Source organism: Streptomyces sp. NPDC029014, from assembly GCF_055564695.1.
The window spans coordinates 1-24,090 of record NZ_JBVHVT010000021.1 but is presented as its reverse complement, the minus strand read 5'-3'; the positions used below and the strand labels follow the sequence as shown (position 1 = coordinate 24,090).

24 protein-coding genes and 1 riboswitch are annotated in these 24,090 nt (G+C 73.7%); of the genes, 11 read left to right on the top strand and 13 right to left on the bottom strand.

The features are described from left to right. Positions 1–147: 147 nt before the first annotated feature. Entirely contained in the window at positions 148–2,079 is a 1,932-nt protein-coding gene (locus ACZ4VL_RS14020; protein ID WP_468199510.1) for an anthranilate synthase family protein, read from the bottom strand. A 93-nt stretch (positions 2,080–2,172) separates the two neighbouring features. Then, entirely contained in the window at positions 2,173–2,244 is a 72-nt protein-coding gene (locus ACZ4VL_RS14015; protein ID WP_361088582.1) for a trp operon leader peptide, read from the bottom strand. A gap of 117 nt (positions 2,245–2,361) precedes the next feature. On the opposite strand from ACZ4VL_RS14015, the gene ACZ4VL_RS14010 reads away from it, so the two are divergent. Then, complete coding sequence (locus tag ACZ4VL_RS14010; protein ID WP_468199508.1) at positions 2,362–3,717, top strand: class II 3-deoxy-7-phosphoheptulonate synthase; 1,356 nt, start codon at positions 2,362–2,364, stop codon at positions 3,715–3,717. 194 nt (positions 3,718–3,911) lie between these two features. Then, entirely contained in the window at positions 3,912–4,160 is a 249-nt protein-coding gene (locus ACZ4VL_RS14005) for a (2Fe-2S)-binding protein (protein ID WP_404241664.1), read from the top strand. Between the two features lie 40 nt (positions 4,161–4,200). Here the strand turns inward: ACZ4VL_RS14005 and bfr are convergent, their stop codons facing one another. Then, positions 4,201–4,680: a bacterioferritin gene (gene bfr / locus ACZ4VL_RS14000; protein ID WP_468199506.1), complete on the bottom strand. Its 480-nt coding sequence runs from the start codon at positions 4,678–4,680 to the stop codon at positions 4,201–4,203. 173 nt (positions 4,681–4,853) lie between these two features. On the opposite strand from bfr, the gene ACZ4VL_RS13995 reads away from it, so the two are divergent. Beyond that, positions 4,854–5,486 (top strand): sulfite oxidase-like oxidoreductase, encoded by a 633-nt coding sequence (locus tag ACZ4VL_RS13995; RefSeq protein ID WP_468199504.1) that lies wholly within the window; start codon positions 4,854–4,856, stop codon positions 5,484–5,486. A 49-nt stretch (positions 5,487–5,535) separates the two neighbouring features. Here ACZ4VL_RS13995 and ACZ4VL_RS13990 read toward each other — a convergent pair whose 3' ends face one another. The 5 genes from ACZ4VL_RS13990 to thiO form a co-directional block, all read right to left on the bottom strand. Continuing rightward, on the bottom strand, positions 5,536–6,393 hold the full coding sequence (locus ACZ4VL_RS13990) for a deoxyribonuclease IV (protein ID WP_468199503.1): 858 nt from the start codon (positions 6,391–6,393) through the stop codon (positions 5,536–5,538). Positions 6,394–6,413: 20 nt separating this feature from the next. Next, complete coding sequence (gene pknB / locus ACZ4VL_RS13985; RefSeq protein ID WP_468199500.1) at positions 6,414–8,345, bottom strand: Stk1 family PASTA domain-containing Ser/Thr kinase; 1,932 nt, start codon at positions 8,343–8,345, stop codon at positions 6,414–6,416. Positions 8,346–8,637: 292 nt separating this feature from the next. Next, positions 8,638–9,432, bottom strand: coding sequence for a thiazole synthase (locus tag ACZ4VL_RS13980; RefSeq protein ID WP_468199499.1), 795 nt, complete (start codon positions 9,430–9,432; stop codon positions 8,638–8,640). Between the two features lie 5 nt (positions 9,433–9,437). After that, positions 9,438–9,638, bottom strand: a complete 201-nt coding sequence (gene thiS / locus ACZ4VL_RS13975; protein ID WP_468199497.1) for a sulfur carrier protein ThiS — start codon at positions 9,636–9,638, stop codon at positions 9,438–9,440. Then, on the bottom strand, positions 9,635–10,819 hold the full coding sequence (thiO, locus tag ACZ4VL_RS13970; RefSeq protein ID WP_468199495.1) for a glycine oxidase ThiO: 1,185 nt from the start codon (positions 10,817–10,819) through the stop codon (positions 9,635–9,637). The genes thiS and thiO overlap by 4 nt, the downstream gene beginning before the upstream one ends. Continuing rightward, positions 10,817–10,929, bottom strand: a riboswitch (TPP riboswitch). (Overlaps the previous gene by 3 nt.) 101 nt (positions 10,930–11,030) lie before the next feature. Between thiO and ACZ4VL_RS13965 the strand changes: the two genes are divergently transcribed. The 5 genes from ACZ4VL_RS13965 (at position 11,031) to ACZ4VL_RS13945 (ending at position 15,545) form a co-directional block, all read left to right on the top strand. Further along, complete coding sequence (locus ACZ4VL_RS13965; RefSeq protein WP_468199493.1) at positions 11,031–12,296, top strand: NAD(P)/FAD-dependent oxidoreductase; 1,266 nt, start codon at positions 11,031–11,033, stop codon at positions 12,294–12,296. A gap of 107 nt (positions 12,297–12,403) precedes the next feature. After that, positions 12,404–12,769, top strand: a complete 366-nt coding sequence (locus ACZ4VL_RS13960) for an Rv2175c family DNA-binding protein (RefSeq protein ID WP_360632684.1) — start codon at positions 12,404–12,406, stop codon at positions 12,767–12,769. A gap of 89 nt (positions 12,770–12,858) precedes the next feature. After that, complete coding sequence (thiE, locus tag ACZ4VL_RS13955; RefSeq protein WP_468199489.1) at positions 12,859–13,509, top strand: thiamine phosphate synthase; 651 nt, start codon at positions 12,859–12,861, stop codon at positions 13,507–13,509. 69 nt (positions 13,510–13,578) lie between these two features. After that, positions 13,579–14,496 (top strand): methylenetetrahydrofolate reductase [NAD(P)H], encoded by a 918-nt coding sequence (gene metF / locus ACZ4VL_RS13950; protein WP_468199488.1) that lies wholly within the window; start codon positions 13,579–13,581, stop codon positions 14,494–14,496. A 41-nt stretch (positions 14,497–14,537) separates the two neighbouring features. After that, complete coding sequence (locus ACZ4VL_RS13945) at positions 14,538–15,545, top strand: hypothetical protein (protein WP_468199485.1); 1,008 nt, start codon at positions 14,538–14,540, stop codon at positions 15,543–15,545. Positions 15,546–15,609: 64 nt separating this feature from the next. Here ACZ4VL_RS13945 and ACZ4VL_RS13940 read toward each other — a convergent pair whose 3' ends face one another. The 5 genes from ACZ4VL_RS13940 to ACZ4VL_RS13920 all read right to left on the bottom strand — a co-directional run bounded on the left by ACZ4VL_RS13940 (position 15,610) and on the right by ACZ4VL_RS13920 (position 19,873). Then, the gene (locus ACZ4VL_RS13940; protein ID WP_468199483.1) at positions 15,610–17,028 is read right to left on the bottom strand and encodes a phytoene desaturase family protein; all 1,419 of its coding nucleotides are present in this window, start codon (positions 17,026–17,028) and stop codon (positions 15,610–15,612) included. A gap of 32 nt (positions 17,029–17,060) precedes the next feature. Next, positions 17,061–17,720, bottom strand: coding sequence for a DUF4126 domain-containing protein (locus tag ACZ4VL_RS13935; protein WP_468199481.1), 660 nt, complete (start codon positions 17,718–17,720; stop codon positions 17,061–17,063). A 126-nt stretch (positions 17,721–17,846) separates the two neighbouring features. Further along, positions 17,847–18,248 (bottom strand): DUF3040 domain-containing protein, encoded by a 402-nt coding sequence (locus ACZ4VL_RS13930; protein WP_360632702.1) that lies wholly within the window; start codon positions 18,246–18,248, stop codon positions 17,847–17,849. A 310-nt stretch (positions 18,249–18,558) separates the two neighbouring features. Beyond that, a complete protein-coding gene (locus ACZ4VL_RS13925; protein ID WP_468199479.1) occupies positions 18,559–19,317 on the bottom strand; it encodes a methyltransferase in 759 nt (252 codons plus the stop codon). A 73-nt stretch (positions 19,318–19,390) separates the two neighbouring features. After that, on the bottom strand, positions 19,391–19,873 hold the full coding sequence (locus ACZ4VL_RS13920; protein ID WP_468199476.1) for an SAV_6107 family HEPN domain-containing protein: 483 nt from the start codon (positions 19,871–19,873) through the stop codon (positions 19,391–19,393). Positions 19,874–20,082: 209 nt separating this feature from the next. Between ACZ4VL_RS13920 and ACZ4VL_RS13915 the strand changes: the two genes are divergently transcribed. Genes ACZ4VL_RS13915 through ACZ4VL_RS13905 form a run of 3 tightly spaced genes read left to right on the top strand, consistent with a single transcriptional unit; the run spans position 20,083 to position 23,736 of the window. Further along, entirely contained in the window at positions 20,083–21,021 is a 939-nt protein-coding gene (locus tag ACZ4VL_RS13915) for an ATP-binding cassette domain-containing protein (protein WP_468199474.1), read from the top strand. Next, positions 20,993–23,080, top strand: coding sequence for a YhgE/Pip family protein (locus tag ACZ4VL_RS13910; RefSeq protein ID WP_468199472.1), 2,088 nt, complete (start codon positions 20,993–20,995; stop codon positions 23,078–23,080). Before ACZ4VL_RS13915 ends, ACZ4VL_RS13910 begins: the two co-directional genes overlap by 29 nt. Before the next feature lie 29 nt (positions 23,081–23,109). After that, complete coding sequence (locus ACZ4VL_RS13905) at positions 23,110–23,736, top strand: TetR/AcrR family transcriptional regulator (RefSeq protein ID WP_361088259.1); 627 nt, start codon at positions 23,110–23,112, stop codon at positions 23,734–23,736. The last annotated feature ends 354 nt before the right edge of the window (positions 23,737–24,090 follow it).

The window sequence follows — 24,090 nt, the reverse complement described above, 5'->3', positions numbered from 1 at the left end:
CCACCGGCCGGGCCGGCCCACCGGACGGCGCCGGCCCTCCCGCCCCGGGGCAGCGCCCCGGGGAACCCGGCTCCGCCGGGCACCGGGCTCCGCCCGGGCCCGCGCCTCACACGCCGGCGGGGCTGGAATGGCCGGCGGAGGGGGCGGTCACGCAGGGCGGGCCGCCGGGGTGACGGAGTGGAGCAGGCCGGTCAGGAGGTCGTGGCCGCGCAGGGTCAGCACCGACTCCGGGTGGAACTGCACCCCCGCGAAGCCGCGGGCCGCGCACCGCAGGGCGTGCACCTCGCCCGTCGCGGCGTCCCGGGCGACCTCGACCCCCTGCGCGGACAGCTCCGCCGCGGTCTCGGCGTCGCAGGACGCCGTGAACGTGTTGTAGAAGCCGACCACCTCACGCGCCCCGAACAGGTCGATCCCCACCTGCGCCCCCTGCGCCGGCTCCGCCTTGCGGACCAGCGGCAGCCCCAGCTCGGCCGCGATCAGCTCGTGGCCCAGGCACACCCCGAGCAGCCCGCCCGTGTGCCCCGCCAGCAGCTCCCGCGCCACCCCGCGCAGCAGCCGCATCTTCGGGTCGGCTCCGTCCGCGGGGTCGCCCGGCCCCGGACCCAGCACGATCGGCCCCTCGTGCGCGAGGGCGGCCTCCCGCAGCCCCGGCTCGTCGAAGCGGCGCACCGTCACCGACAGGCCCGCGGCCCGCAGCACGTGGGCCAGCATCGCCGTGAAGGTGTCCTCCCCGTCCACCACCAGGCAGTGCCCGGCCGCGGACGCCGGCTGCTCCTGCATCCGCAGCCAGAACGGCGCCAGGTCCCGGCGCCGGGCGGCCAGCGCCGCCGCCACCCGGGGGTCCGCCGCCAGTTCCGCCGCGGCCCGCCCGTACGCCGCCGGCCCCTCCCCGGAACCCGGGGCCGCCGGCCGGACCCCGAGCGCGGCCAGCACCCCCGCCGCCTTCGCATGGGTCTCGGCGACCTCGCCCGCCGGATCCGAGTGCCGCACCAGCGTGGCGCCCACCGGCACGCGCAGGCTGCCGTCCGAGGCGATGTCCGCCGTACGGATCAGGATCGGCGAGTCCAGGGTCTGCGCCCCGGCCGCGTCGACGCCCAGCAGCGCCAGCGCCCCCGCGTAGTAGCCGCGGCCGCCGGCCTCGTACCGTTCGATGACCCGGCAGGCGTTCTGAACCGGCGAACCGGTGACGGTCGCGGCGAACATCGTCTCGCGCAGCACCTCCCGCACGTCCAGCGAGGACCGGCCGCGCAGCTCGTACTCGGTGTGCGCCAGGTGCGCCATCTCCTTCAGCCGCGGCCCGACGACGACCCCGCCGCGGTCGCCGACCGTGCACATCATCTTCAGCTCCTCGTCGACCACCATCGACAGCTCCTCGGTCTCCTTGCGGTCGCCGAGGAATTCCAGGAGCGAGTCGGCGGTGGGGCCGCCGGCCGGGTAGCGGTACGTTCCGCTGATCGGGTTCATCACGACCGTGCCGCCGGCCATCCGCACGTGCACCTCGGGGCTCGCCCCCACGAGGGTCCGGTCGCCCGTGTGGACGACGTACGTCCAGTACGCCCCCCGCTCGCCCACCAGCAGCCGCCGGAACAGTGCGAGGGCGTCGGCCCGGCCGAAGCCGTCGATCCGGCCCCGGAAGGTGCGGCGGATGACGAAGTTCGCGCCCTCGCCGCGGCCGATCTCGTCCTCCACGACCCGCCGGACGGTCTCCGCGTACTGCGCGTCGGGTACGTCGAAGCCGCCGTCCTCGACCCGCACCCCGTGCGCGGGCAGCACGGCGAGGGCCTCGGCGAACGGGACCTCGTACGCCTCCTGCGCGGCCAGCACGGCGAGCGGGGTGCCGTCGTCGCGGACGTCGAAGCCGCGCTCGCGGATCTGCCGGAACGGCACCAGGGCCAGGGTCGGCAGGGCGCGCACGGGCAGGTCGGCGAGGCGCTCGGCCTCGTGGACGGCGCCGATCAGCACCTCGACGGTGTCGTGGTCGCGGCCGGGGGTGCGCCGGCGCAGCAGGGCGAACGGCGGGCAGTCGTCGCGGAGCAGGTCGAGCAGTCGACTGCCGGTCGTGCCGGTGTGGTGGTCCATGGGTGGTCGGGCGTCCTTCCGGAAGGGGAGGGACGGCCGGGCCTCGGAAAACGCCGAAGGCCGCCCCTCGGGGCGGCCTTCGTGTCGCTCGTGTCAGTGGGTACGCGAGGGAGGCGGGCCGCCGGGAGCGGTCCACCACCAGTTCTGGCAGGAATGCGCGTACACGGGACGAACCCTAGCCCACTCGGGGAGGCGGTGGGGGCGGGTGACACCACAGGAGACGTCCGTCTCACCTGGTGGTCATCCGGCTGGACGCGAGGTGTGAGCCCTTAATGTGTAGGTGTGACCGTGAACGCTGAAACCCACGCCCCCGCCGTCAAGGCGACCTGGCGAGACCTGCCCGCGGCGCAGCAGCCTTCGTACCCCGATGCCGAGGCCCTGCGCGCTGTCGTCGCGGACCTCGAGTCGTATCCTCCGCTCGTCTTCGCGGGCGAATGCGATCAGCTGCGTGCCCGTCTGGGAGCCGTCGCCAAGGGCGAGGCGTTCCTGCTGCAGGGCGGCGACTGCGCCGAGGCCTTCGACGCCGTGTCCGCCGACCACATCCGCGCCAAGCTGAAGACGCTGCTCCAGATGAGCGCCGTCCTGACGTACGCGGCCTCCGTGCCCGTCGTCAAGGTCGGCCGGATCGCCGGCCAGTACTCCAAGCCCCGCTCGAAGGACACCGAGACCCGCGACGGGGTGACCCTGCCGACCTACCGCGGCGACTCCGTCAACGGCTTCGACTTCACCCCCGAGGCCCGCGTCCCGGACCCCGAGCGGCTCAAGCGCATGTACCACGCGTCGGCGTCGACGCTGAACCTGGTGCGCGCCTTCACCACGGGTGGCTACGCCGACCTGCGCCAGGTGCACGCCTGGAACCAGGACTTCGTGAAGTCCTCCCCGTCCGGGCAGCGCTACGAGCAGCTCGCGCGGGAGATCGACAACGCGCTGAACTTCATGAAGGCCTGTGGCACCGACCCGGCCGAGTTCAAGGCGGTGGAGTTCTACTCCTCGCACGAGGCGCTGCTGCTCGACTACGAGGGTGCGCTGACCCGCACCGACTCGCGCACCGGCAAGCTGTACGACACCTCCGGCCACATGGTCTGGATCGGTGAGCGCACCCGTCAGCTCGACCACGCGCACATCGAGTTCTGCTCGCAGATCGCCAACCCGGTCGGCATCAAGCTCGGCCCCACCACCACGGTGGACGAGGCGCTGACGTACATCGACCGCCTGGACCCGGACCGCGAGCCGGGCCGGCTGACCTTCGTCGTCCGCATGGGCGCCGACAAGGTCCGCGACAAGCTCCCCGAGCTGGTCGAGAAGGTCACGGCCTCGGGCGCGACGGTCGCCTGGGTCACCGACCCGATGCACGGCAACACCTTCGAGGCGGCCTCGGGCCACAAGACGCGCCGCTTCGACGACGTCCTCGACGAGGTCAAGGGCTTCTTCGAGGTCCACAAGGCGCTGGGCACCCACCCGGGCGGTATCCACGTCGAGCTCACCGGTGACGACGTCACCGAATGCGTGGGCGGCGGCGACGAGATCTTCGTCGACGACCTGCACCAGCGCTACGAGACGGCCTGCGACCCCCGCCTGAACCGCAGCCAGTCCCTGGACCTGGCGTTCCTGGTCGCCGAGATGTACCGGGACCAGTAGCAGCAGGTGCCGGCAGCAGGCGCGTTTTGTCGCGCCGGCGGCTGCCGGTGAGCAGCTCGTGACAGTGGGGCGCGGATCGATGTGATCCGCGCCCCACCGCCGTACCGGGGACTTTTCGGCCACCCCGACTTTGGGTACGGTTAGGTAAGCCTCACCGAATAGGGGATGGCTCCGAAGGCATTCCTGACCGGGAGGTGAACCGCGTGTACGTCTGCTCTTGCTTCGGTGTCACCGACCAGCAGGTCAAGGAGCACGCGGCCGCCGGGGCCTGCACCCCCCGCCAGATAGCGTCCGCCACCAAGGCCGGAACCGACTGCGGCTCCTGCGTGCGCACCATCCAGGGCCTGCTCGGCCGGGGGGCGTGCCCGCGCCGCGAGCTGCTGGAGACGGGCCGGACCGCGTCCGTGCTGGCGCCCGCCCCCGAGCTCGCCGAAGCCGCCTAGGAACCCGCCGGCTCCCGCCCGGATCTCCGCCGGGCCGCGGTCAGCTCTCCGGCTGCTCGATCAGCTGGGCGATGTAGAGCGGCTCGCCGAGGGTCTCGATGAGCTCCAGCTGGGTGTCGAGGTAGTCGATGTGGTGCTCCTCGTCCGCCAGGATGTCCTCGAACAGGCGCGCCGACGTGATGTCGCTCTTGCCGCGCATCACCTCGATGCCCCGCTTGAGCCGGTCGATCGCCTCGACCTCGACCTGGCGGTCCGCCTGGAACATCTCGGTCAGGGTCTGGCCCACCCGCACGTGGAAGAGGCGCTGGTAGTTCGGGAGCCCGTCGAGCATCAGGATGCGTTCGGTGAGCTTGTCCGCGTGCTTCATCTCGTCGATGGACTCGGTGCGGGTGTACTCGGCGAGTTTGGTCCAACCCTTGTTGTCCTGGATCCGGTAGTGGAGCCAGTACTGGTTGATCGCCGTGAGCTCGCCGGTCAGCTGCTCGTTCAGAAACTCGAGGACCTCGGGGTCGCCCTGCATCGCAGAGGCTCCTTCCAGGCAAAGTCAGCAAGTGACGGATCGGTTGCGCGCATCCTTGCACCGCCGTCGGGGGCCGTCCAGTAAGTGCCTCCTTAGTGGGAGTTGCTGTGACATGTCCGAATCAGCCTGTGCCCTGGTCATGACCACCCCGCCGCGTCTGTCACCATGGAGTCATGGGTCAGCCGGAAAGCCGGGAATCTCCGGGAGCAGAACAGCCGGAGCTTCCACCGGGGCAGCGGCTTCAGCGGGGCTGGCCGGTCACCCACTACGGGCCCGTGCCCAAGTTCAAGCCGGAACGCTGGGAGTTCCGTGTCTTCGGCGCGACCGCCGACGGCGAGAAGCACTGCTGGAACCACGAGCAGTTCACGGCCCTGCCCTTCGAGTCGGTCGTCGCCGACCTGCACTGCGTGACGAAGTTCAGCATGGTCGGGGCCGAATGGGGCGGGGTCCTCGCCCGCGAGATCCTCGCCCTCGCCCCGCCCGCGCCGCAGGTCACGCACGTGATGGTGTGGGCCGAGTACGGCTTCAGCTCCAACCTGCGACTGGCCGACTTCGCCTCCGACCGGACCGTCTTCGCCACCCACCAGGGCGGTGAACTGCTCACCGCCGAGCACGGTTTCCCGGTCCGGCTCGTCGTGCCCCACCTGTACGCGTGGAAGGGCCCGAAGTGGGTCCGCGGCGTCGAGTACATGACCGCCGACCGGCGCGGGTTCTGGGAGGAGCGGGGCTACCACAACATCGGCGACCCCTGGCGCGAGCAGCGCTACTCCTACCAGGAGGAGCCCGGGGACGGCCCCGAGCTGTAGCCCGGCGGTGCGTCCCGCGGCGAGCCCCTCGGCGCCGCCCGGGCCGGGCTCAGTGCAGGACGCGCAGCTCCTTGAGCAGCGCCACGTCGGCCGCGTGCCCCTCCTTGCCGCCCGGCGTCTCGATGATCAGCGGCACCCCCTCCATCGCGGGGTGCGTGAACAACTCTCCGAAGGCCTCCCGGCCGATGTGGCCCTGCCCGATGTTGGCGTGGCGGTCCTTGTGCGCGCCCACGCCCTCCTTCGAGTCGTTCGCGTGGACCAGCTTCAGCCGCCCCTCGCCCACCGTGTCCACGAGCAGGTCCAGCGTCTGCTTCACACCGCCCGGCTCCGCCAGGTCGTGCCCGGCCGCGAAGACGTGGCAGGTGTCCAGGCAGACGCCCAGCTTCGGGTGGTGGTCGAGCGCGTCGAAGTACGGGCCGAAGTCCCAGGTCCGCGAGCACAGCGAGGAGCCCTGCCCGGCCGTGGACTCCAGCAGCAGCATCGGGTCGTCGTCGTGCACCAGCTCGTCCAGCAGCGGCAGCACGTGCTTCCTGATCTGCGCGTACGCCGCCTCGCGGGGCCGGCCCCCGGTCGCCGAACCGGTGTGCACGACCACGCCCAGCGCGCCGATCGCCCGGCCCCGGCGCAGCGAGTGGCGCAGCGACTCCACCGACCGCTCCACCGTGGCCTCGGTGTGCGAGCCGAAGTTGATCAGGTAGGGGGCGTGCACGTAGGCCGGGATCGACCCGGCCTCGCAGCCGGCCCGGAACAGTTCGTCCTGGGCCGGATTCCCCGCCGGGGTGGCCCAGCCGCGCGGATTGGCCACGAAGACCTGCACCGCCTCGGCCGCCAGCTCCCGCGCGTACGACAACCCGACGGTGGCGAGCCCGCCCGCCACCGGGACGTGCCCGCCCACGGGATTGCGCATGGCCGCAGTGTCCATCCCCGCTACAGCCCCTTGATCCGCAGGACGATCTGGCTGCCTTCCGGGGCGCTCTGGCCGCCCGGCACCGACTGCACGTCCACGATGTTGGTGAAGTTCAGGAAGGCCCTCTCCACCTTCACCTTGAAGCCCGCGGCCTCCAGGGTCCTGCGGGCCGCGTCCGCCTCCAGCCCGACCACGTTCGGCACCGGGATCTGTCGTGGACCCTTGGAGGCCGTCAGTACGACCGTGTCACCGGCCGCGGCCTGGGCGCCCGCACCCACCGACTGGTTGGCGATCGTGCCGGCCGGGAACGGCGAGTTGATCTCGTCAGGAGCCGTCTCGACCTTGAGACCGAGGTCCTGGAGCGCGGCCCGGGCCTGGTCGAGGGGCTTCCCGGTCACGCTCGGCACCGGCACCGGCCGGCCCTTGCTGACCGTGATCGACACCGCGGTGTCGGGCGCCCGCTTCTGCCCGTCGTTGGGCTCGGTGGAGATCACCGAGCCCTGCGGCACGTTCTCGTTGAACGCCTGAGTGACGATACCCGGGGCCAGACCGCTCTTGGTCAGCTCCGCCTTCGCCGCGTCCAACGGGCGGCCCTTCACGTTGGGCACCACCACGACCTCCGGGCCGCGGGAGACGGTCAGCACCACCGCACCGTTGCCGCGGATGCGCTTCGCGCCCTGCGGGTCGCTGGCCATGACCGTCCCCCGGTCGAAGGCGTCGCTGAACTTCCGGTCGACCCGCTTCACGCCGAGCCCGGCCTCGGACAGCTCCGAGCGGGCCTGCGCCTCCGTCTTGCCGAGCAGGTTGGGGACCTTGGTGAACTGGCCGGAGCCGATGTACCAGACGCCGGTGCCGATGCCGAGGGCCAGCAGCACGGCCGCCACCACCAGCAACGGGCCGCGCCGCACCCGCACCCGGGTCCGGCCCGGGGCCGGCTGCGGCGCCGGGGCCTGCGCGGCCGGCCCGGGCAGCGGGGGCTCGGCCAGCAGGGAGGTGTGCTCCACGGGCTGCCGGGCGCCCGCGGTACGCGGTATGACGCTCGTACGGTCCTCGGCGGACGACCGCACCTCGGCGTGGGCCTGCGGCGGTACGGCGTCCAGCTCGACGTCGGTCAGCCGGCTCCGGGCGTCCAGGGCCAGCCCGAGCAGCGCCGCGGCATCGTACGGACGCAGGTCCGGCGTGCGGGCGGTGGCCTGCGCCACCAGCTCGTCCAGCGCGACCGGCAGCCCGGGGACCGCGGCCGACGGGGGCGGGACGTCCTCGTGCAGGTGGCGGTACAGCACCTGGGCCGGGGTGCCGCCGGTGTGCGGCTTGTCGCCGGTCAGCATCTCGTACAGCACCACACCGCAGGCGTAGACGTCGACACGGGTGTCCGTGACGCCGTTCTCGATCTGCTCGGGGGCGAGGTAGGAGACCGTGCCGAGGACGGCGCCGGTGGTGCTCGTGACCGTGTCCACGGACCGGACCAGCCCGAAGTCGGCCACCTTCACCCGGCCGTCGTCGCCGATCAGGACGTTCTCGGGCTTCATGTCCCGGTGCACGAAACCGGCCCGGTGCGCGGCCCCCAGCGCGGCGAGGACCGGCTCCAGCACGTCCAGCGCGGCCCGCGGCTGGAGCGCGCCGCGCTCGCGCAGCACGTCGCGCAGGGTGCAGCCGGAGACGTACTCCATGGCCAGGTACGTGTACGGGCCGTCGGTGCCCTGGTCGAACACGGCCACCACGTTGGGGTGCGCGAGGCGGGCCACGGACTTCGCCTCGCGGATGAACCGGTCGACGAAGGCGGCGTCCGCAGCCAGCGCCGGGTGCATCACCTTCAGCGCGAGGATGCGGTCGAGGCGGGTGTCCAGGGCCCGGTAGACCGTGGCCATGCCGCCTGCCGCGATGCGGGCGTCGATGCGGTAGCGGCCGTCGAGCGTCTGCCCGACGAGCGGGTCATCCAGGGTCGTGTCCACCCGGCGATTCTATTGGCGCCGGGTGGCGGGCCGTCCTGCCCGCCCCCGGCTTGCAGCACACCTGTGACGCGGCCCCGGCCCCGCCGCACCCGTTTCCGCTGGTCGCAGCGGGTGCCGCTGGCTGCTGGGCGCGGGTGCCGCTGCGCGGAGCGGTTCCCCACCCCGCCCCTTCCCGAAACCGGGGCCTGCGGCCCCGGGCCCCGTTCCGGGCGCTGCGCGCCCGGTGCGCTCGAACGCCGCGCGGGCTGGATCTAGCGGCTCCGCGCAGCGGCGGTGGCAGTGGCGGCGGCGGTCAGAAGGCCGGGCGTTCCGGGTCGAGGGCGGCGCGGCCCTCGCCCGGGGACGAGGCGTGCGCGAAGCGCCGCTGCGGGATCCGCCCCGCACGGAACGCGAGCCGCCCCGCGGACACCGCATCCCGCATCGCCCCCGCCATCAGCACCGGCACCTGCGCCCGCGTCACCGCGGAAGCCAGCATGACCCCGGCGCAGCCGAGCTCCATCGCCAGCGCCACGTCGGAGGCGGTTCCCGCACCCGCGTCCAGGATCACCGGCACCCCCGCCCGCTCCACGATCAGTTCGAAGTTGTGCGGGTTGCGGATGCCCATGCCCGACCCGATGGGCGAGCCGAGCGGCATGACGGCCGCGCAGCCGGCGTCCTCCAGCTTCCGGGCCAGCACCGGGTCGTCGTTGGTGTACGGCAGCACCGTGAAACCGTCGTCCACCAGGGTTTCCGCGGCGGCGAGCAGTTCCTCCCCGTCGGGCAGGAGGGTCCGCTCGTCGGCGATGACCTCCAGCTTGATCCAGTCGGTGCCGAGCGCCTCCCGGGCCAGCCGGGCCGTGAGCACCGCCTCGCCGGCGGTGTAGCAGCCGGCCGTGTTCGGCAGGACCGCGATGCCGAGCTTGTCGAGGACGCCGAGGACGGAGCCCTGCACGGCCGGGTCGAGCCGGCGCATCGCGACCGTGGTGAGTTCCGTACCGGAGGCGATGAGGGCGTGTTCCAGCACCTCCAGGCTGGGCGCCCCGCCGGTGCCCATGATCAGACGGGAGGAGAAGGTCCGGTCGCCGAGGACCAATGCGTCGTCCGCCACGGTGTTCAGCCTCCCTGGACCGCGGTGAGGACCTCGACCCGGTCGCCCTCGCCGACGGCGGTGTGCGGCCACTGCCCGCGCGGGACCACGGTCTCGTTGAGTGCGGCCGCGACCCCGGAGGGGGCGGTGGTGAGGGTGGCGACCACCGCGTCGAGGGTGGTGCCGGGCGCGAGCTCGCGCGGCTCGCCGTTGACGGAGATGGTCATGCGTACGACTCCTGACGTGCGGGGGAGAAGCGGCGCGGGCCGAAGGGCCGGGCGGCCTCGGGCAGGACGCCGGTGGCGAGCAGCTCGGCCATGGCGTCGCCGGTGACGGGGGTCAGCAGCACCCCGTTGCGGTAGTGCCCGGTGGCCAGGTGCAGGCCGGGCAGGACGGTGGGGCCGAGCAGCGGGGCGTTGTCGGGGGAGCCGGGGCGCAGCCCGGCCCGGGTCTCGGTGAGCGGCAGTTCGGTGATGCCGGGCACCAACTCGTGTGCGTCGCGGAGCAGTTCGTACACCCCGCCGGCTGTGACGGTGGTGTCCCAGCCGAGTTCCTCGCTGGTGGCGCCGATGACGAGCTCGCCGTTCTCGCGCGGCACCAGGTACACGTGGCTGCCGCGGACGACCGCCCGTACCGTCCGCGACAGGAACGGCGCGTACGGGGCCGGCACCGCGAGCCGCAGCACCTGCCCCTTCACCGGCCGGACGGGCGGCAGCGCCTCCTCGGGAACGCCGGCCAGCCGGCCGCTGAGCGAGCCCGCCGCCAGGACCACCTGGTCGGCGAAGAGTTCGGTGCCGTCGTCGAGCAGCGCGCCGGCCGCCCGGTCGGCGGTGACGAGCAGCCGTTCGGCGGCCGCCCGGTGGATGTCGACCCCTGCGCGTTCGCAGGCGGCCAGCAGGGCGGCCGCGAGCCGCCGCGGGTCGACCTGGTGGTCGCCGTCGACGCGCAGGCCGCCGCGGACGCCGGGGGCGAGCATCGGCTCCAGGCGGCGGCACTCGCGGCCGGTGAGCCACTCGGACTCCAGGCCGCAGCGGCGCTGGAGGGCGTGCAGCTCGCGCAGGTGGAGCCGGTCGTCGGCGTCGAGGGCGACGGCGAGCGTGCCGCACGCCCGGTAGCCGACGTCCATGCCGCCGCTGGCGTCGGCGAGTTCGGCGACGAATTCCGGATAGCGGGCGGCAGAGGCGAGGTTGAGGCCCAGCAGGGTCTCCTCGCCGTAGTGCAGTTCGGTGACGGCGGCGAGCATGCCCGCCGCGACCTGGGCGGCGCCACCGCCGGGCGCCGGGTCGGCGAGGGCGGTGCGCAGCCCGCGCCGGGCCGCCCTCCAGGCCGTGACCAGGCCGATGATCCCGCCCCCGATGACGAGGACGTCGGATCCCGCGGCCACCGCGGATCCCTTGGACGAGTGCATGGGCGTCCAGCCCCTCCCTTCGCCGGCATGACCCGGATCAGGTTCGGACGGTCGGAGGCCGGCCAGCCTCCCTCTCAGCCCGGTGCGCCCGGGCTCCCGCGATAGGTACGGTGGCCACAGTAGCCGTTCCCCTTCGGCGGGCGGGAGAGAGCCGGGACGCGGCCGCCGGTGCACCCCCTCCTCACCGATCATGCTGACTAGGGTGGGTCGCGTGAGCGAGCAGACCGAACAGACTCAGAACGGCGTCGTCATCGTCGGCGCCGGAATGGCCGGGGTGCAGACCGCCGTGGCCCTGCGCGAGCAGGGCTGGACCGGCCCCGTGACCCTGCTGGGCGCCGAGCCCCACCAGCCGTACGACCGACCCCCGCTGTCCAAGGCGGTCCTGCTCGGCAAGGCCGAGGACTCCGCCTTCGACGTCGACTTCGAGGGCCTGGGCATCGGGCTCCGGCTCGGCGTGGAGGTGACCGGGCTGCGGGCCGCCGACCGCGAAGTGGACACCGAGGCCGGCCCGGTCCCGTACGCGGTGCTGGTCCTGGCGACCGGCGCCGAACCGCTGACCCTGCCCGGCGCCGAGGGCGTCCCGGGCGTCCACCTGCTGCGCACCCTCGACGACGCGGCCCGGCTGCGGCCGGTGCTGGCCCGGACCCCGGCCACCGTCGTCGTCGGCGCCGGGTGGATCGGCGCGGAGTTCGCCACCGCGGCCCGGGAGGCGGGCTGCACCGTGACGGTGGTCGAGGCCGCGGACCGGGTGCTGGCGGGCGCCCTGCCGGCCGAGGTCGCCGCCCCGATGGCCGGCTGGTACGAGGAGGTGGGGGCGGACCTGCTGACCTCCGCCAAGGTCGCCTCGGTGGAGTCCGGGCGGGTCCTGCTCGCGGACGGCCGGGAGCTGCCCGCCGGAGCGGTGGTCGTGGGCATCGGGGCGCGGCCGGCGACGCGCTGGCTGGCCGGGTCGGGCGTCGGGCTCGGCGCCGACGGCTCGGTCACGGCGGACGCCCACCTGCGGACCTCGCTGCCGGGGGTGTACGCGGTCGGCGACTGCGCCTCGTTCCCGTCCGCGCGTTACGGGGCGCGGCTGCTGGTGCACCACTGGGACAACGCGCTGCAGGGGCCGCGGGTGGTCGCGGCGAACATCCTGGCCGAGGCCCGCGCCGAGGCGGAGGGGCTGCCCCCGGCCGGGGCGGCGCTCCAGGTCTACGACCCGGTGCCGTACTTCTGGTCCGAGCAGTTCGGGCGGTTCGTCCAGTACGCCGGCCACCACGCGGACGCCGACACCCTGTTGTGGCGGGGCGACCCCGGCGAGCAGGGCTGGTCGGTGTGCTGGCTGCGCGCCGGATCGCTGGTGGCGATCCTCGCCGTGGGCCGGCCGCGGGACCTCGCCCAGGGCCGCAAGCTGATCGAGACCGGCACCGCCGTCGACCCCGGCCGGGTGTCGGATCCGGCCACTCCGCTGAAGTCTGCCGTGGCCGCCGCGCAGTAGCGCGGCGGAGCCCCCGTACGGGCGCCCGGGCCGGGCGGGGCGCCCGTACGGCCCCGGACGGGTCGGCCCGGGTACCGGCGGCGCCCGGGAGGTGGCAGGCTTGTGCCGTGACCGAGATTGACACCAAGATCGATGCCCTTGTCCCCGCCTGGCTCCACCTCCCCGACATCGCCGAGATGCTGGACGTCGAAGTGACCCGGGTCCGCCAGCTGGTCAAGGAAGGTCAGCTGATCGCCGTCCGCCGCGGCGAGAACCGCACCCTGCAGGTCCCCGCCGACTTCATCGACGGCACCAAGCTCGTCAAGGGCCTCACCGGTCTGCTGACGGTCCTGCGCGACGACGGCTTCTCCGACGAGGAGATGCTGGAGTGGCTCTTCACCGCCGACGAGACCCTGCCCGGCACCCCCGTGCAGGCGCTGCGCGAGAATCGCGGCACGGAGGTCAAGCGCCGCGCCCAGGCGCTCGCCCTCTGACCCGAGCCGACTGACAGCCGACTGATCCATCCGCGGGACGCGGGCCGCCGGGAGCGGCCCGCGTTCGCCGCGCCCACCAGGGGGTACCCATGTCCGCCAACGCCCAGCAGCTCTCCGACGCCAGGCTCTACCTGTGCACGGACGCCCGCAAGCGGCAGGGGGACCTCCCCGAGTTCCTCGACGCCGTGCTCGCCGGCGGGGTGGACGTCGTCCAGCTCCGCGACAAGGGCATGGAGGCCGCCGAGGAGCTCGACCACCTCCGGGTGTTCGCCGACGCCGCCCGCCGGCACGGCAAGCTCCTCGCGGTCAACGACCGCGCCGACGTCGCGCACGCCATCGGCTCCGACGTCCTGCACCTCGGCCAGGGGGACATCCCGGTGCCCGCCGCCCGCGCCGTCCTCGGCGAGGGGGTGCTGATCGGCCGTTCCTGCCACGCCGAGTCCGAGGTCGACGCCGCGGTCGCCGAGCCGGGCGTGGACTACTTCTGCACCGGCCCCTGCTGGCCCACCCCCACCAAGCCCGGCCGGCCCGCCCCCGGCCTCGGCCTGGTCCGGCACGCGGCCTCCCTGCAGCAGGACCGCCCCTGGTTCGCCATCGGCGGCATCGACGCCGGCAACCTCGACGAGGTCCTCGACGCCGGCGCCACCCGGGTCGTCGTCGTCCGCGCCCTGACCGAGGCCTCCGACCCGGGGGCCGCCGCGGCGGACCTCGCCCGGCGTATCCGGAACCGCGTCTCCTGAGTGTCCAAAAACCTGTCCACATCACGGACAGGGCTTCGGCGTGCGCGGACGCGCGTCTAACCTGCCCGTATGGCCCTTGGTACCGCTTCCACCCGACCGGACCGTGCACGCACGGTCCGCGACCTGCTGGCGTCCGGGGACCCCTCGTACTCCTTCGAGTTCTGGGCTCCCAAGACCGAGAAGGGCGAGCGCAACCTCTGGAACGCGCTGCGCCGGATCGAGGCGGTGGCCCCGAGCTTCGTGTCCGTGACGTACGGTGCCGGCGGCTCCACCCGGGGCGGCACCGTCAAGGCCACCCAGGAGATCGCCGCCGACACCACGCTGACGCCCGTCGCGCACCTCACGGCCGTCGACCACTCGGTGGCCGAGCTGCGCCACGTGATCGGCCAGTTCGCCGACGCCGGCATCCGCAACATGCTCGCCGTGCGCGGCGACCCGCCGGGCGACCCCATGGGCCCGTGGGTGCCGCACCCCGATGGGGTGCACTACGCGGCCGACCTGGTCCGGCTGCTGAAGGAATCGGGCGATTTCTGCGTGGGCGTCGCGGCCTTCCCGGAGATGCACCCGCGCTCCGACGACTGGGATACGGACATCCGGCACTTCGTGGACAAGTGCCGCGCCGGTGCGGACTATGCGATCACCCAGATGTTCTTCGATCCGGAGAATTATCTGCGGCTCCGCGACAGCGCCGGAAAGGCGGGCTGCGACACGCCGATCATCCCTGAGGTCATGCCTGTTGTGGCCATCAAGCAGCTGGACCGGCTGCCCCAACTCAGCAATGCCGTCTTCCCCGACGCCGTGAAAGAGCGCATGCACGCCGTCAAGGACGATCCGGCCGCTGTACGCTCCATGGGGATCGAGTTCGCCACGGAGTTCTGCGCGCGACTGCTGTCCGAGGGTGTCCCGGGGCTGCACTTCATCACGCTGAACAACTCCACGGCGACTCTCGAGATCTACGAGAACCTGGGCCTGCACCAGCGGGCCTGATCGGCCGTACCCCAGGGCGGCCGTACCGAGGGGTGCCACGCATGGGAATGACGGTCCTCTACGTCGCGTTCGGTTTCGTCGCGCTGTGGCTGCTTGCCGAGGTCCTGATGCAGTACAAGGCCCGGCTGCGCTGGCGGCTGCTCGCGTTCGCCGGGTTCCTCGGCGTGGTCGCCGGGGTGGTCCTGCCGTCGGTGCCGGTCATCGTCGTGGGCGCCCTCGCGTTCGCGGTGGGCCAGACGCTGGTGACGTTGTCCTTCCGCAAGGGCTTCGAGGCCGGCTGGGCGCTGCGCAAGGGCAAGGAAGGCAAAGGCAAGGGCGGCAAGGGCGGCAAGGCCGGCAAGGGCGGGGACTCCGCCCCGCCGAAGGGTTCCGCCCGGCGCCGCCGGGCGGGCGGACCGCGGTCCGAGCCCGCGCTGGAGGTCACGGGGCTGGAGTTCGGTGCCGACGCCCCGGGCGGGCCCACCGACCCGGAGGCGGTCGCCGACGGGCCCGCGGAGTCCGGGCGGACCCCCCAGCCGCGGTTCCGCGCCGCGACGGAGGAGCTGTACAGCCCGGAGCCGCTGCCCGAGGACACCGGCTCGTACGGGATACAGAGCTTCGCGCCCGGCGCCGACGCCGGCCAGACGGCCGCGTTCGCCTCGCCGTTCACCACGGCCGAGCAGGACGCCCACGGTTACGCCGCCTACCAGGACCCGCAGGCGCAGGGCGGCTACGGCTACCCCGGCGCCTACCAGCCCGGCGGCGAGCAGCAGGTCTACGCCGCCTACTCGGACCCGTACATCGGCACCGGCGGTGGCGTCATCCCGCAGCAGCCGTACGACTACACCCCGTACGGCGGCCAGGCCGCCGACCCGTACGGCGGCGGCACCGCCGGGCAGGACCAGTACGGGATGGACACCCCGCCCGGCGGGGTGTGGGTGCCGCAGCAGCGGGACGTCGCCCAGCCCTACCCGGCCGACGGCCAGGGCGGGGCGTACCCGCAGCAGCCGCAGCAGCCCCAGCAGTACCCGTACCAGGGTTCCGGCGAGTACGAGCAGTACCGCTACTGAGAGGAGCGCCGCCCCGGACTCCGCAGCGGAGGTCGGGGCGGCCCGGTGCGGGCCCGCGCCGGGCTCACTGCGAGCCGCGGAAGTCCGCGCCCTCCACGATCAGCCCGGCCACCAGCGCCCCGGTCATCCCGGCGTGCGCCAGCCCGCCGCCGGGGTGCGCCCAGCCGCCCGCGAGGTACAGCCCGGGCAGCGCCGTGGAGTTCGCGGGGTGCAGCAGCCGGCCGCCGGCCCCGGCGAGCGAGGGCGCGGGCACCGCTCCGCCGACCGCCCCGGTGGCCGCCTCGACGTCGGCCGGGGTGTGCGCCTCCCACCACAGCAGCCGCTCGCGCAGCCCCGGCACGGCCCGGGCGGCGAGGTCCAGCAGTGCCTCCGGGTCGGGTGCCGCGGCGCCCCCGCCGGCGGGGGCGCACACCACGCTGACGGTGACGGCCTCGTGGTCGGCGTCGGGCCGGACGGCGGGGTCGTCGGGGCGCAGCACGGTGAGCTGGGTGCCGGGGGAGTGGACGAGGGTGCGGTGCACGGTGTCGGCGGGTCGGGCGCCGCGCAGGGCGAGCAGCAGGGTGAACCGGGCGGCGGGGGCCGGGCGCCCGGCGGGGACGCCGCCGGGCGGCAGGGGCACGGCCAGCTGCCGCGGGTCGACCCCGCACACCACGTGGTCGGCCGGGTGCTCGGTGCCGTCGTCCAGCAGCACCCCGGCCGCCCGGCCCTCGCGGGCCAGGACGTCGCGGACCGGCGCTTCGAAGACGAACTCGACCTTCCGCTCGCGGCAGCGCTCGTACAGGGCGGTCGCCAGCGCGCGCATCCCGCCGCGCACGTACCAGCTGCCGAAGGTCTGCTCCATGTAGGGCAGCACGGCCGCGGAGGCGGGCGCGGTCGCCGGGTCGAGCCCGTACGCGCGGACCCGGGCCGTCAGCAGTTCGCCGAGCTGCCCTCCCAGTTCGCGTGCGGCGACCTCGGCGAGGGTCGGTGGGCGGCGGCGCAGCAGCCCGCTCCTGCGCACCGCCGGGTACGGGTCGCTGCCCAGGGCCTGCCAGTCGGCGCGCAGCGGCTCCTCCAGGAGGGGGCGGCGGGTGGCGTCCCAGGCGTCCCGGGCCCGGTTCAGCACGGCGGCCCAGCGGTCGCCGGCGCCCGCGCCGAAGGCCTGGTCGAGGGCGGCCGCGGCGCCGCCGCGGGAGGCACCGGGGAGGGCGAGGGAGGTTCCGTCGGCGAGGACGTGGCGGACGGCCGGGTCGACCTGGACGAGGTCGACGCAGTCCTCCAGGCGCCGCTTGCCGGTCTTGACGAACAGGTCGCGGTAGACGGCGGGCAGGTGCAGCAGCCCCGGGCCCGTGTCGAAGGCGAATCCCTTCCACTCGAAGCGGCCGAGCGCGCCGCCGTAGGTGGACCCCCGTTCGTACACCGTCACCTGGTGCCCCGCCACGGCCAGCCGGGCCGCCGTGGCCATCGCGCCCATGCCGGCGCCGATCACCGCAATTCGTGCCATGGCCCCGACCCTATCGAGCGGCCGAGGGCGGGCTAGCGGGGTGGTCCGGGTGCCGGTGCGGCCGGTCCGGGGCGGGCCTCCGGTCCGCCCTCCCCGAACTCCCCGGCCAGGCGTTTCTCCTCGCGGCGCTGGGCCCGCCGGCGCAGGAAGCGGCGGATCCGGGACCACAGGAGGACGAGCACGGCGAGGCCGGCGGCGAGCAGGACGGCGGCGGTCACGGCGGCGGCGACGGGGTGGAACACGGCGAGGGTGACGACGGCGGCGACGCCGAGGTCCTCGGCGGTGCTCAGCACGAGGTTGCTGACCGGCTCGGGGGAGGTGTTGACCGCCATCCGGGTTCCGGCCTTGACGGCATGGCTCGCCAGGGCGGTGGAGCCGCCGATGGCGCCGGCGGCGAGCTCGGGGAGCGAGCCGCTCTGGCCGGCGAGCAGGGCGCCGACCACGGCCCCGGCGACGGGCCGGACGACGGTGTGGACGGCGTCCCAGACGGAGTCCACGTACGGGATCTTGTCGGCGACGGCCTCGCAGAGGAACAGCACGCCGGCGACGACCAGCACGTCGGTGCGCTGCAGGGAGGCGGGCACCTCGTCGGTCAGTCCGGCCGCGCCGAACAGGCCGAGCAGGAGGACCACGGCGTAGGCGTTGATCCCGCTGGCCCAGCCGCTGGTGAAGACCAGGGGGAGGACACTCACCGGGCCATCATCGCGCAGCACGGCCGATCCGGTGGGCGGACGGGGGAAACCCGAACGCTGCGGCCGGAGCCGTGAGGGGGCGGCCGCCGTGCGGCAGCCGCCCCCTCACCCGTGTCTGTGCGGGGTCTAGTGCCCCTGCTCGTCGCGGCGGCGCTGCCACCGCTCCTCGATGCGGGTCATCATCGACCGGCGCTGCCGGTTGCGGCCGTGGGCCGAACCTCCTGCACTTCCGGAGACGGGGTGCTCGCCAGGCTTGGGCGCCTTGCGCCAACCGGTGACCACGAGGACCGTGCAGCCCAGCATGACGAGGAAGCCCACCACGCTGACCCACAGTACGTTCGGGATGATCACACCGGTCATGAGGAGCGCGATACCCACCACAATGCCTGCGACTGCCTGGTAGACCCGTCGCCGGGTGTACGTACGCAGTCCGCTTCCCTCAAGCGCTGTCGCGAACTTGGGATCTTCGGCGTACAGCGCTCGCTCCATCTGCTCGAGCATTCGCTGCTCGTGCTCCGAGAGCGGCACGGGAGTCCTCCTCATCCTTCGGTCGCGGGGGGTAGCGACCAGGGGTCCCCTTCAGGATAGGCGGGGAATCGCCCCCGTGATACCCGCCCTCCACGCCAGGTTCGAAAATGCACTGCCGGAAAGGCACTGCCCCACAACAAAGCACTGCGCCAAACGTACCGCCGCAGGGACGGTCGTGAGGCCGTTATTCCCCACCGGTCCGTCCGCCATGCCGGTCGCGTCCCACGATCATACGGTGCAGGCCCGGGCGGTGGAGGGGGCCGGAAGCGGAAGGCCCGGCGGATTCCGCTGGGTCTTCCGGGCCGGGAATTCAGGCGCGCTTCTCGCCGAGTACGTGCAATTGCGTGGCGATGGCGTGGAAGGCGGGCAGCTCCGCGGCGGCCTCCTCCAGGCGCAGCAGTGCCTCGACGGCACCGGGCTCGGTGTCCACGAGGACGCCCGGGACGAGGTCGGCGAAGACGCGCACCCCGTGCACGGCGCCGACGTCCAGGCCCACTCCGGCGACCAGCTCGGCGAGCTGGTCGGCGGTGAAGCGCCGCGGCATCGGGTCGCCGGCGCCCCAGCGGCCGGCCGGGTCGCCGAGGGCCGTGCGAGCCTCGGTGAAGTGGCCGGCGAGGGCCCGGGCGACGACGGCCCCGCCGAGACCGGCGGCGAGCAGGCTCAGCGTGCCGCCGGGGCGCAGGGCCGCCACCGCGTTGGCCGCGCCCTCGGCCGGGTCGTCCACGTACTCCAGCACGCCGTGGCAGAGCACCACGTCGTACGACTCCCGCTCGACCACGTCGAGCAGGCCCTGGGCGTCGCCCTGCACCCCGCGGACCAGGTCGGCCACGCCCGCCTCGGAGACCCGGCGCTCCAGGCCGAACAGGGCGTTCGGGCTGGGGTCGACGACGGTGACCCGGTGGCCCAGGTGGGCCACCGGAACGGCGAACTTGCCGGTGCCGCCACCGGTGTCGAGCACGTCCAGCACGTCCCTCCCGGTCGCCTTCACCCGGCGGTCGAGGGCCTCCTTGAGGACCTCCCACACCACGGCGGTGCGGAGGGAGGCGCGGGGGCGGGAAGTGTCCGACACGGCTGATGACTCCTCGGCGCGGTAAGGGTGGGCTATCCGGGTCCCACCCTATTGCCTCCGGCAGTCCCGCAGCTCATCCCGCGTCAGGACGCTCCGGCCGGGGCTGCGGCAGGGTCTGCGTCACGGGCTGCAGCGCCAGCATCCGCTCGACCAGCCGCAGGAACATCGACGCGGCGCGCAGGAGGTAGTCCGCGTCCTCACTGCTCGCCGCGTCGGGTATGCCGGCCTCGGCCCGGGCCCGGCGGTCGGCTCCGGAGGCGAACAGGGCGCTCCACTCGGCCAGTTCCGGCGCGAGCTCGGGAAGGACCTCCCAGGCGCTGCGGATGCGGGGCCGGCGCCGCGGGTGCGCCGGCTCGGGCCGCGCCCGGGCGGCGAGCACCGCCGCGGCGACGCGCAGGGCGGCGAGGTGGGCGGTGGCGTAGCGCTCGTTGGGGCGGGTCAGCAGGGCGGCCTCGGTCAGGCCGCCGCGTGCTTTGTCGAGCAGGTCGAGCGCGGCGGGCGGGGCTGCCGACCTGCGCGGGACGGGGTGGACAGGGGACGGGGACGGTGTGGCCATGACGAACCTCCTGTCGTTGCGTACTGCTGCTCTTCCCGGCGCTTGGTTCCGTGCCGTGGGTCCATCGTGACGGCTGCCACTGACAATCGCGCTGACCTGCGGCTTTGTGGGATTTCCGGGGTCGGTTCACCCCCCTCCTGTGCGGGTGTCCGCGCAGAAGTGGTAGCTTTTGAACTGACCGGTCAGTTCAAAAGAGAGAGGGGGTCGGCGTGGACAGCCCGCACGGCGCGGCCGTCAAAGCCGAGAACTTCGGACTCAAGGGCCCGCGCGGCTGGGTGTTCCGGGGGGTGGGTATCGATGCCGGCCCCGGCTCGCTCATCGCCCTGGAGGGCCCCTCGGGCAGCGGCCGGACCTGTCTGCTCCTCGCCCTCACCGGGCGCATGAAGCCGAGCGAGGGCCACGCCGAGGTCGCCGGACACCGTCTGCCGAAGCGCATGGCCGCCGTCCGGCGCGTGGCCGCCCTCGGCCCGGTCTCCGGGGTCAACGACCTCGACCAGGCACTCACCGTCGCCGAGCAGCTGCGCGAGGGCGCGCTGCTCCAGCGCCGCTACGAGGGCCCGGTCCGGGCCCTGCTGCGGCCCCGGGGCGAGCGCCGCACCACCACCGCGGCCCGTATCGACGCCGCCCTGGCCGCCGCCGGCCTGGACCTGGACACGCTGCCCAAGGGCCCGCGCACCTCCGTCCGGGACCTCGACCGCCTGGAGGCCGTCCGGCTGTCCGTGGCCATCGCGCTGCTGGGCTCCCCGCGGCTGCTGGCCCTGGACGACCTCGACCTCAAGCTCTCGGACGCCGAGCGCGCCGAGGCCTGGGCCATGCTCCGCTCGATCGCCGAGGCCGGGACCACCGTCCTCGCGGTCTGCAGCCAGGCCCCGCAGGACGTACGGGTCCTGCGCACGGGCGCCGAGCCCGAGGCGAAGCCCGGGACGGAGCCCGCCGCGAAGCCCGCTTCGAAGCCCGCCCGGAAGGACACCGCGAAGCCCGCGGCGATGGACACCGGCACGGCCGAGACGAAGCCCGCGACGAAGCCCGTGACGAAGGGCGGGGCCGAGGCCGGCACGGGCGGTTCCGGCGCCGACGACCGGCCCGAAGACGAGACGGACGACACGAAGGGGACGGACGATGCGCTCGCCGAAACTGGCCGCGCTTGAGCTGAAGCGGTTCGGGCGGGGGAAGTTGCCCCGGGCCGCCCTCGTCGCGCTGCTCCTGCTGCCGCTGCTCTACGGAGCCCTGTACCTGTGGTCCTTCTGGGACCCGTACAGCCGCCTCGACCGGGTGCCCGTCGCCCTGGTCAACGCCGACAAGGGCGCCACCGTCGACGGCAACCGCCTGGAGGCCGGCGCGGACATCACGAGGAAGCTGCACGACAGCAAGACCTTCGAGTGGCACGAGGTGAGCGCGAAGGAGGCGGCCCAGGGCATGGAGGACGGGAAGTACTACCTGTCCCTGACGATGCCGGCCGACTTCAGCGAGAAGATCGCCTCCAGCTCCGGTGACGACCCGACCACCGGGGCCCTCCAGGTCCGCACCAACGACGCGAACAACTACATCGTCGGCTCGATCTCCCGCACGGTGTTCGCCGAGGTCCGCACCGCGGCCTCCACGAACGCCTCCCGGAAGTTCCTCGACAAGATCTTCGTCTCCTTCTCCGACCTGCACGACAAGACCGCCGAGGCCGCCGACGGCGCCTCCAAGCTCAAGGACGGCGCGACCAAGGCCCAGGAGGGCGCGAAGGAGATCGCCGACAACCTCGACAAGGTCGAGCAGAAGAACGGCGAGCTCACCGGCGGACTGGAGAAGCTGGGCTCGGCCGCCGCCAAGCTCAAGACCGGCTCGAAGGGCATCGCCGACGGCACCCAGCAGCTCGCCGACCAGTTCAACGGCATCGCCTCCCAGACCCGCCCCTACCTGCAGAACCCCAAGCAGGTCGCCGACGCGGCCCTGCTCGTGGCCGACACCGCCAAGGTCGTCAGCAACCACCTCGACGCCTTCACCAAGAAGGCTCCCGCTGCCGCCAGGGTCAGCAAGCAGGCCGCGGACCTGGCCGCCGACACCTACACCCGCACCTGCACGGGGGCCGCCGCCAAGCCGCTCCCGGCCACCTGCGACAACCTCAAGAAGCTGAAGGACACCACCGCCGAGGCCGCCCGGCTCACCGGCGACGTCGACACCCTGGCCAAGGACTCGAACGGCGACATCGCCACGCTCCGCAAGCAGCTCGGCGACCTGGAGCAGAAGGCCCGCAAGCTCGCCACGGGCGCTCCCGAGCTGTCCGCCAAGCTCGACGCGAAGGCCGCCGCCATCAACGCCCTCAACGACGGCGCCCACAAGGTCGCCGACGGCATGTCCCAGCTGCACGCCGGCCTCGGCAAGGCCACCAGCGGCTCCGCTGCCATCGGTGACGGCGTCGGCAAGATCGGCGACGGTGCGCACAGCCTCGACGGCGGCCTGTACAAGCTGGCCGACGGCAACGGCAGCCTGGCCGACGGCCTGCACGAGGGCGTCGGCAAGATCCCGGACTACGACCAGCAGCAGCGGGACGCCCGCACCGAGGTCATGGCCGACCCCATCAAGCTCGCCAACCAGTCCCTGCACAAGGCGCCCAACTACGGCACCGGCTTCGCCCCGTACTTCATCCCGCTCTCCCTCTGGGTCGGCGCGATGGTCGCGTACATGCTGATCGCGCCGATGAACCGGCGCGCCCTGGCCGCCGGCGCCTCGCCCTGGCGGATCGCGCTCGCCGGCTGGCTCCCCGTGGCCGGTCTCGGCGCCCTCCAGGTCGGCATGCTGATGTCCGTCCTGCACTGGGGCCTCGGCCTGGAGATGGAGCGCCCGGCCCTGACCATCGGCTTCCTGGTCCTGGTCACCGGCTGCTTCGCGGCGATCGTGCAGTGGCTGAACGCCAAGTTCGGCGCCGCGGGCCGGATCCTGGTGCTGGCCGTGCTGATGCTCCAGCTGACCTCGGCCGGTGGTACCTACCCCGTCCAGACCAGCCCGGGCTTCTTCAACGCCATCCACCCGTACCTGCCGATGTCGTACATCGTCGAGGGTCTGCGCCGCCTGATCACCGGCGGCGACCTGGCCCCCGTCTGGCAGGGCGGCGCGGTCCTGCTCGCCTTCACCGCGGGCGCCCTCGCCCTCACCTCGCTCGCCGCCCGCGGCAAGCAGGTCTGGACGATGGACCGGCTCCACCCCGAACTGAGTCTTTAGGGACCGGGTGACCTGTGAGAATCAGCCACATGGACAGCAGTAGCACCACCGCCGGCGGCGGCCGCCGCCAGGCGACGCGCCAGAAGCTCTACGAAGCGGCCGTCACCCTCATCGCCGAACAGGGCTTCTCCGCGACCACGGTCGACGAGATCGCCGAGCGGGCGGGCGTCGCGAAGGGCACCGTCTACTACAACTTCGCCAGCAAGAACGAGCTCTTCGAGGAGCTCCTGCGGCACGGCGTCGGACTGCTCACCGCCTCCCTGCGGGCGGCGGCCGAGGAGACCGAGGCGAACGGCGGCAACCGGGTCGAGGCGCTCGACGCGATGATCCGGGCCGGCCTGGTCTTCATCGACCGCTACCCCGCCTTCACCCAGCTGTACGTGGCCGAACTGTGGCGCACCAACCGCACGTGGCAGGGCACCCTCATGGTGGTCCGCCGGGAGGCGGTGGCCGTCGTGGAGACCGTGCTGCGCGAGGGCGTGGAGCGCGGCGAGCTCAGCGCGGAGATCGACGTGCCGCTGACCGCGGCCGCGCTGGTCGGGATGGTGCTGGTGGCCGCACTGGACTGGCAGTCCTTCCAGCGCGAGCGGTCGCTGGACGACGTCCACTCGGCGCTGTCGCTGCTGCTGCGCGGACGGGTCAGCGGCAACCGCTGAGGGCCGCCCCCCGATCGGCGGTTCTGCCGGCGGGCCCGGCCGCGTACAACTGGTGGGGCCTGCCGCCGGTCCGCCGCGGAGCCTGAGTACCCGTACTCACGCGAGGAAATGAGTACCTGCGCGGATGGGCCCCCACCTGCGCGGACGACAGACTGGGGGCAACGGACGGGGGCCCGGTCCGGACCGCCGACACGGGGCGGCCGGTGCGGACCGGGTCTTCCGCCGTCACCGGGAAACAGGGGGAGTGGGATCCCGGTGGTGCAGTAACGGGGGGGGGGGGGGGGGGGGGGGGGGGGGGGGGGGGGGGGGGGGGGGGTGTGTGGGGGGGGGGGGGTGCTCACCGGGTACGCCTCG

What these genes read in the sequence shown, in the direction of transcription:
- ACZ4VL_RS14020 (WP_468199510.1), bottom strand. Translation starts at nt 2,079, where the DNA reads ATGGACCACCACACCGGCACGACCGGCAGTCGACTGCTCGACCTGCTC.
- bfr (WP_468199506.1), bottom strand. Translation starts at nt 4,680, where the DNA reads ATGCAGGGCGACCCCGAGGTCCTCGAGTTTCTGAACGAGCAGCTGACC.
- ACZ4VL_RS13995 (WP_468199504.1), top strand. Translation starts at nt 4,854, where the DNA reads ATGGGTCAGCCGGAAAGCCGGGAATCTCCGGGAGCAGAACAGCCGGAG.
- ACZ4VL_RS13990 (WP_468199503.1), bottom strand. Translation starts at nt 6,393, where the DNA reads ATGCGCAATCCCGTGGGCGGGCACGTCCCGGTGGCGGGCGGGCTCGCC.
- thiS (WP_468199497.1), bottom strand. Translation starts at nt 9,638, where the DNA reads ATGACCATCTCCGTCAACGGCGAGCCGCGCGAGCTCGCGCCCGGCACC.
- thiO (WP_468199495.1), bottom strand. Translation starts at nt 10,819, where the DNA reads ATGCACTCGTCCAAGGGATCCGCGGTGGCCGCGGGATCCGACGTCCTC.
- thiE (WP_468199489.1), top strand. Translation starts at nt 12,859, where the DNA reads ATGTCCGCCAACGCCCAGCAGCTCTCCGACGCCAGGCTCTACCTGTGC.
- metF (WP_468199488.1), top strand. Translation starts at nt 13,579, where the DNA reads ATGGCCCTTGGTACCGCTTCCACCCGACCGGACCGTGCACGCACGGTC.
- ACZ4VL_RS13945 (WP_468199485.1), top strand. Translation starts at nt 14,538, where the DNA reads ATGGGAATGACGGTCCTCTACGTCGCGTTCGGTTTCGTCGCGCTGTGG.
- ACZ4VL_RS13940 (WP_468199483.1), bottom strand. Translation starts at nt 17,028, where the DNA reads ATGGCACGAATTGCGGTGATCGGCGCCGGCATGGGCGCGATGGCCACG.
- ACZ4VL_RS13920 (WP_468199476.1), bottom strand. Translation starts at nt 19,873, where the DNA reads ATGGCCACACCGTCCCCGTCCCCTGTCCACCCCGTCCCGCGCAGGTCG.
- ACZ4VL_RS13910 (WP_468199472.1), top strand. Translation starts at nt 20,993, where the DNA reads ATGCGCTCGCCGAAACTGGCCGCGCTTGAGCTGAAGCGGTTCGGGCGG.
- ACZ4VL_RS13905 (WP_361088259.1), top strand. Translation starts at nt 23,110, where the DNA reads ATGGACAGCAGTAGCACCACCGCCGGCGGCGGCCGCCGCCAGGCGACG.